Source organism: Micromonospora sp. NPDC047753 (genome assembly GCF_040642735.1).
Lineage (GTDB): Bacteria > Actinomycetota > Actinomycetes > Mycobacteriales > Micromonosporaceae > Micromonospora.
Genome location: NZ_JBEYSL010000365.1, coordinates 1 through 7,064 on the forward strand (window position 1 = coordinate 1; position 7,064 = coordinate 7,064).

Sequence of the window (7,064 nt, forward strand, 5' to 3'; positions counted from 1 at the left end):
CGGCATCGTGGTCATTAATGTCGCCTGCACGGGACCGAACTCGCTAATTCCGACCTGAGCCCGAAATCCGACGACGGCCAGGCGGTAGCGCACGAGTCCTGTCTATCAGCCCGACCAGGGCCACCATCCCAGGATCCATCTGGTCCGCCAACCGAAAGTAACCGGAAAATCTCCGGAACTTTTCCGCAACTCAAGCGAAGCTTCGGTCGGCCTGGCATGTCGTCAACCCCCGTCGGTGAGGCAAGATGACGCGTGGAACGGGCACGCCGTTTCGGGACACACGGTGGGCGACGCCTGGTGGTCGTTCCTCCGGCTCGGTGAAGGAGACGCGGGTGGGCGCGGACGACGGACGCAGGGTGACCATCACCGCGATCGCACGGGAGGCCGGAGTCTCGGTGCCGACCGTGTCACGGGTGCTCAACGGACGCTCCGATGTGGCCCCGGACACCCGGGAGCGGGTCGAGGAGTTGTTGCGCCACCACGGCTACCGGCGTCGCACCAGCCGCAGCGTTCGCCGCGCCGGTCTCGTCGATCTGGTCTTCAACGACCTGGACAGCCCCTGGGCCGTGGAGATCATTCGCGGCGTGGAGGACGTCGGGCACGGCGCGGGTGTCGGCACCGTGGTCTCCGCGATCCACCGGCAACCCACAGCGGCCCGGCAGTGGTTGCAGAACCTGCGCACCCGGGCCACCGACGGCGTCATCTTCGTGACCTCGCACCTGAGCCCGCCACTGCACGCGCAACTGCGTCGCCTCAACGTGCCGGTGGTGGTCGTGGACCCGGCCGGCGTACCGGCCATGGACGTGCCCACGATCGGCGCCACCAACTGGGCCGGCGGGCTCGCCGCGACCGAACATCTCCTCGCCATCGGGCACCGGCGCATCGGTTTCGTGGCCGGGCCGACGCACCTGCTGTGCAGCCGGGCCCGGCTCGACGGTTACCGGGCCGGGTTGGAGGCCGCCGGGGTGCCGGTGGACGACGCGCTGATCTATCCAGGCGACTTCTACCACGCCTCCGGTTTCGCCGGCGGGACCGCGCTGCTCGACCTCGCCGACCCCCCGACCGGCATCTTCGCCTCCAGCGACCAGATGGCCTTCGGCGTCTACGAGGCCATCCGGCGGCGCGGGCTGCGCGTGCCGGACGACGTGAGCGTGGTGGGGTTCGACGACCTGCCGGAAGCCCGCTGGGCCTCACCGCCGCTGACCACCGTGCGCCAGCCGTTGGTCGAGATGGGACGGTTGGCTGCCCGGACCGTGCTGCGCCTGGCCCAGGGCGAGGGCATCGACTCGCCCCGGGTGGAACTCGCCACCGAGTTGGTCGTTCGGGACAGCACCGCCGCCCCGCTGACCGGGTCGCCCGCCTCGGCGTGACGGCCTGACCTGCGTTGGAAACCGGTTGGACCGGTTCCGGTCCGTTCCCGAAAATTCCGGCGAGGCCGCGCTTGACCGGGAGCCCACCCACGGTCGGCGCGGTGAGCGACCGACGGTCACCCACCGCGCCGCACGGTCAGTGGTGGTGGTGCCAGCGGACGGCCTTGCGGATGGTCACCGGCAGTGCGGGCGCGCCGTCGACCGGTGCCGGGTCCTCGGCGGTCGGTGCCACTCCCCCGGCGGCGATCCGGTCCAGCGTGGCCAGGCCCGCCCCGTCGACCTCGCCGAAGATCGTGTAGTTGGGGCGCAACGCGGAGTTGGCGTAGACCAGGAAGAACTGGCTGCCGTTGGTGTCCGGCCCGGCGTTGGCCATGGCCAGCACGCCACGGGCGTACACCCGACGCTCGCCGGTCGGGTCGGTGGGCGCGGGCGGCAGGTCGGTCGGCAACTCGTCGCGGTACCGGTAGCCCGGACCGCCCTCACCGGTACCGGACGGGTCACCGCACTGCAACACGCTCAGCGTCGGGTACGCGGTGAGCCGGTGGCACGGGGTGCGGTCGTAGAACCGCTTGCTCACCAGGTGCAGGAAGCTCTGCACCGTGCACGGCGCCGCGGCCCGGTCCAGTGTCAACCCGATGGGCCCGTGGTTGGTCGCCAGGGTCACCCGGACGCTGCCCCGGGCCGGGGTGCGTCGCGGGTCGGGCGGCAGCGGCACCGGCCGGGCCGCGGGTTCATCCGGGGTCTCGGTGTACGCGCACGGGCCGTGGGTGGTGCGCGGCGGTCGGGTGGCGGCGTCGGCAGCAACGGTCGGCGCGGCGGAGACGCGCACCGGGTCGGCCGACGGGCCCGGGTCGGCGAGCGCCGTGGCGGACGAGCCGACGACCAGCGCCCCGGCGAGCACTGTCACCCCCGCGAGGCGGGTCAGGGCGCGCACCGGTCGGCGGGGTGCCGCCACTGCGGGGCGCGGTTCGAGTTCACTCGACACAGGGATCCTCCTGGACTGGTGGAGCCAGAAAGACCGGAGTCTATGGATGGCAGCGCCCGATGTCGATCCGTCAGGGCATCCGACGGCGACGCCGCCACAGCACGCCGCCCATCAACGCGACCACCGTCGCGCCGCTGACCGCCATCACCGACCAGAGCCACCCCGAGCCGGTAGGCGCGGGCCCGCTGGCCGCCGCTGGTCGGGGCGCGCCGGGTGCCGCCAGCGCGGACGGCGCCGCCGACGGGGTGGCGGTCAGCTCGCCGGGCTCGACCAGTCGACCCACGGCGGCGTCCCGCGGCAGCGTGAAGCCCCAGTCCAGGAGGGCCGCGCCCTGCTCCCAGCCGCGCACCGGTGCCGATTCGGCGCCCAGCAGGGTCACCACCAGCCGCCGCCCGCCGCGTTCCGCCGCCCCCACGTAGGTGTGCCGGGCCAGGTCGGTGAAGCCGGTCTTGCCGCCGAGCGCCCCCGGGTACCGGTAGATGAGCTGGTTCTCGTTCTGGATCTCGAAGCCCTTGGTGCGTTGCGCCGGCTGGACCGGAATCGACGCCTGCTCGGTCAGCGCGTACCGACGGAAGTTCGGTTCGGCGAAGCAGGCACGGGCGATCAGCGCCAGGTCGTACGCGCTGGTGAACTGCCCCTTGCCGTCCAGCCCGGACGGGGTGACCGCGTGCGTCTGGAGCGCGCCGAGGTGGTGGGCCTGCTCGTTCATGGCGCGTACGCCGGCGGCGCTGTCCGTTCCGCTGCCGAGTCGCGCGAGGGCGTTGGCGGCCTCGTTGCCGGAGTTGAGCAGCAACCCGAGCCAGATGGTCTCGATGGTGTACCGGCCGCCCGCGACCAGGCCCACGGCCGACGAGCCGGGTTCGATGTTCATGTCCGCGTCGGTGACTGTGACAATCTGCTTCGGGTCGAGCCTGGGCAGCATCGTGGCCGCCAGCAGGAGCTTCTGCACGCTCGCCGGTGTGCCGTACTCGTGGGGGCCGCAGCCGCCGAGCACCTGGCCGCTGTCCAGGTCGGCGACCAGCCACGACGTGGCGGTGACCCTCGGCGGCGCGGCGGCGCCGGACGGCACGACCAGGCCGGCCGTGTCCAGCGCCGCGCCGCCGATCATCCGTTGCTCGGGCACGGCGGGCGGGGGCGACGGCCGGGGTGGTCGGGACGCCGCCGGCACCGGGACCCGGGGGCAGCGCACCGTCGGCGCGGCGGACGCTCCCGTCGCACCGACCGGCACGGGAGCGAGCAGGACGGCGGACGTCGTGGCCGCCAGCAGCGCAGCTCTCATGTGCCCGACCCTAGTCAGGAGGATCGCCCGGCGGGACGGGATGCCGGTCAAGTCGCGTCGCCGCGAGCGCACAGGTAGTCGTGCAGGGCGGCGCTGCCCCGCAGCCGGCGCAGGCTGCGGGTGTGCAGCTCCTGCTCGCGGCGGCCCAGCTCGGCGCGGACCCGCTGGGCGCTGCCGGTGGTCCGCAGCTCGCCCAGCACCGCGGCGATGATCTCGAACGGGTACGCGCCCCGCCGCAGCAACGCGATGACCTGCGCCGCGCGTAGCTCCGCCTCGTCGTACACCCGGTAGTTGGTCCCCGGGGTGCGGCCCGGCCGCAGCAGCTCGCGCTCCTCCCACAGCCGCAGCTGTGAGGTCCGGACCCCGACCACTGCGGCGACCTCGCCGATGCGGGCGCCGCGGCGTGGTGCGGGTCGGGTCGCCGGTGGGCTGGCCAGCACGGTCTCGAAGGCGCCGAGCACCCGGCGAATCTCGGCGCGTTCCCGGTCCAGCTCGGCATGGCCGCCGTCGAGCGCCGCCAGGGCCGCCGGCAGGTCACCAGCGTGCACCGCCGCCATGATCTCCCGGGTACGGCTCCAACCGTGCCCCTCGGCCAACCGCCGCGCCACGGTCAGCGCCCGGGCGTGCTCGGTCGTGAAGATCCGGTAGCCGCTGGCGGTGCGCCGCACCGGCGGCAGCACCCCCAACTCGACGTAGTTGCGCACCTGCTGCACCGAGATCCCGACGGTGGCCGCCAGGTCCACGGCGCGCAGCCGATCCTGCGAGGCGACGTCCACGCGAGCCACCGTACCGCTTACGACGTGATTTGAGACTTTCCGGCATGTAGCGCCGCTGCCTGCGCTCGAACTTCGCCAGAACTGTCTACATGGGGATGAATGAGACAATGGAACCCGCCAGTGCCCGGCGGGGCAAAGTCCCGCCACGATTCCGTGAAGGGTTCGCATGTCGCAGCCAGCATGGTCCGCCGCCGACAGCCACGACATGATCGAGGTACGCGGGGCGCGGGAGAACAACCTCGCCGACGTCTCGGTCGACATCCCCAAACGCCGGTTGACCGTCTTCACCGGCGTCTCCGGGTCGGGCAAGTCGTCGCTGGTCTTCGGCACCATCGCCGCCGAGTCCCAGCGCATGATCAACGAGACCTACAGCGCGTTCCTCCAGTCCTTCATGCCGAACCTCAACCGGCCGGACGTCGACTCGCTGCGCAACCTCAGCGCGGCCATCGTCGTCGACCAGGAGCGGATGGGAGTCAACTCCCGCTCCACCGTCGGCACCGCCACCGACGCGTACGCGATGCTGCGGATCCTCTTCAGCCGGCTCGGCCAACCGTCCATCGGCGGCGCCGGGGCGTTCAGCTTCAACCTGCCCGAGGGCATGTGCCCCACCTGCGAAGGGCTGGGCCGGGTCTCCGACCTCGACATCAACGAGCTGGTCGACGTCGAGCGCTCCCTCAACGACGGCGCGATCACAGTGCCCAACTTCGCTGTCGACTCCTGGTACTGGCAGACCATCGTCGGCTCCGGCCTGTTCGACCCGGACGTCAAACTCCAGGACTTCACCCCGCAACAGTGGGAGGACTTCCTGCACAAGCCGGCCACCAAGATCAAGGTGGGCAGCAACAACTGGACGTACGAGGGGCTGGCGGTCAAGGTCAAGCGGCTCCTCCTGGCCAAGGACCGCGAGTCGATGCAACCGCACATCCGCGCCTTCGTCGACCGGGCGGTCACCTTCACCAGCTGCGGCGACTGCGGCGGCACCCGACTCAACGCGGCCGCCCTGTCGTCACGGATCGCCGGGCGCACCATCGCCGACTGCTCCGCCATGCAGATCAGCGACCTGGCAGCGTTCGTCCGCACCGTCGACGACCCGGGGGCCGCGCCACTCGTCGCCAACCTCCGCGACCTGCTGGACTCCCTGGTCGAGATCGGTCTGGGCTACCTCAGCCTGGATCGCGAGTCGGCGACCCTCTCCGGCGGCGAGGCGCAACGGGTGAAAATGGTCCGGCACCTCGGCTCCAGCCTCTCCGACGTCACCTACGTCTTCGACGAACCCACCGTCGGCCTGCACCCACACGACATCGCCCGGATGAACGACCTGCTGCTGCGGCTGCGCGACAAGGGCAACACCGTGCTGGTGGTGGAACACAAACCGGAGACGATCGCCATCGCCGACCACGTGGTCGACCTCGGCCCGGGCGCCGGCACCGACGGCGGCCGGATCTGCTTCACCGGCGACATCCCCGGCCTGCGCCGCTCCGACACGCTCACCGGCCGGCACCTGGACCACCGGGTGACAGTGCGTTCCGACGTACGCCAACCCACCGGGCAGCTCGCCATCCGCCAGGCCGACCTGCACAACCTGCACGACGTGGACGTGGACATCCCGCTCGGGGTCCTCACCGTGGTCACCGGCGTGGCCGGCTCCGGCAAGAGTTCACTGATCCACGGCTCCCTGCGCGGCCGGTCCGGGGTCGTCATCGTCGACCAGTCCCCGATCCGCGGCTCACGACGCAGCAACCCGGCCACCTACAGCGGGCTGCTCGACCCGATCCGCACCGCCTTCGCCAAGGCCAACGGGGTCAAGGCCGCGCTGTTCAGCGCCAACTCCGAGGGTGCCTGCCCGACCTGCAAGGGAATCGGCCTCATCTACACCGACCTGGCGATGATGGCCGGCGTCGCGAGCGTCTGCGAACGGTGCGAGGGACGGCGCTTCACCGACACGGTGCTCACGTACACGCTGCGCGGCAAGAACATCCACGAGGTGCTGACCATGTCCGTCACCGAGGCGTACGCGTTCTTCCCCAGCGGGGCGGCGCACCTCGTCCTCGGCCGGTTGGTCGACGTCGGGCTGGGCTACCTCAGCCTCGGCCAGCCGCTGACCACCCTGTCCGGCGGGGAGCGGCAACGACTCAAGCTCGCCATCCACCTGGCCGAGAAGACCACCACGTACGTCCTCGACGAGCCGACCACGGGTTTGCACCTGGCCGACGTCGACCAACTGCTGGCCCTGCTCGACCGGATGGTCGACGCCGGCAACACGGTGATAGTCATCGAGCACCACCAGGCGGTCATGGCACACGCCGACTGGCTCATCGACCTCGGCCCCGGCGCCGGCCATGACGGCGGCCGCATCGTCTTCACCGGCACACCGGCCGAACTGGTCGCCACCGGCGACACCCTCACCGCCAAGCACCTCCGCGAGTACGTCAACGACCCGGCGGTGATCGGCCAGGGCTGACGCCGGTACCCGCCACCGGCCGGCGCACAGCGGCGACGGGTGCCGGCACGAGCGGCTGCGGGCCGGCGGTAGTGGTCCGGCGGTAGTGGTCCGGCTGTAGTGGATCATGGTACGTACCCGTCTTCCGAGCCCTCGGCGCAGCCGACAGCGCGGTGTTCCTCCTGATCTTCGTGCTGCTCATCGCGCTGTGGTG

General features: G+C 71.5%; 5 protein-coding genes. 2 read left to right on the top strand and 3 right to left on the bottom strand.

Annotated elements, in window-relative coordinates; genetic code table 11:
* Positions 1 to 332 precede the first annotated feature (332 nt).
* The gene (locus ABZ749_RS25505; RefSeq protein ID WP_350864793.1) at positions 333 to 1,370 is read left to right on the top strand and encodes a LacI family DNA-binding transcriptional regulator; all 1,038 of its coding nucleotides are present in this window, start codon (positions 333 to 335) and stop codon (positions 1,368 to 1,370) included.
* A 136-nt stretch (positions 1,371 to 1,506) separates the two neighbouring features.
* Here ABZ749_RS25505 and ABZ749_RS25510 read toward each other — a convergent pair whose 3' ends face one another.
* The 3 genes from ABZ749_RS25510 to ABZ749_RS25520 form a co-directional block, all read right to left on the bottom strand.
* Positions 1,507 to 2,355 carry a peptidylprolyl isomerase gene (locus ABZ749_RS25510; RefSeq protein WP_357232077.1) on the bottom strand — a complete coding sequence of 283 codons (849 nt, stop codon included), beginning with the start codon at positions 2,353 to 2,355 and terminating at the stop codon, positions 1,507 to 1,509.
* Between the two features lie 70 nt (positions 2,356 to 2,425).
* Entirely contained in the window at positions 2,426 to 3,634 is a 1,209-nt protein-coding gene (locus ABZ749_RS25515; protein ID WP_357232080.1) for a D-alanyl-D-alanine carboxypeptidase, read from the bottom strand.
* Between the two features lie 47 nt (positions 3,635 to 3,681).
* Positions 3,682 to 4,410 (bottom strand): MerR family transcriptional regulator, encoded by a 729-nt coding sequence (locus tag ABZ749_RS25520; protein ID WP_357232083.1) that lies wholly within the window; start codon positions 4,408 to 4,410, stop codon positions 3,682 to 3,684.
* 166 nt (positions 4,411 to 4,576) lie between these two features.
* Between ABZ749_RS25520 and ABZ749_RS25525 the strand changes: the two genes are divergently transcribed.
* Positions 4,577 to 6,871, top strand: coding sequence for an excinuclease ABC subunit UvrA (locus tag ABZ749_RS25525; RefSeq protein ID WP_357232086.1), 2,295 nt, complete (start codon positions 4,577 to 4,579; stop codon positions 6,869 to 6,871).
* The last annotated feature ends 193 nt before the right edge of the window (positions 6,872 to 7,064 follow it).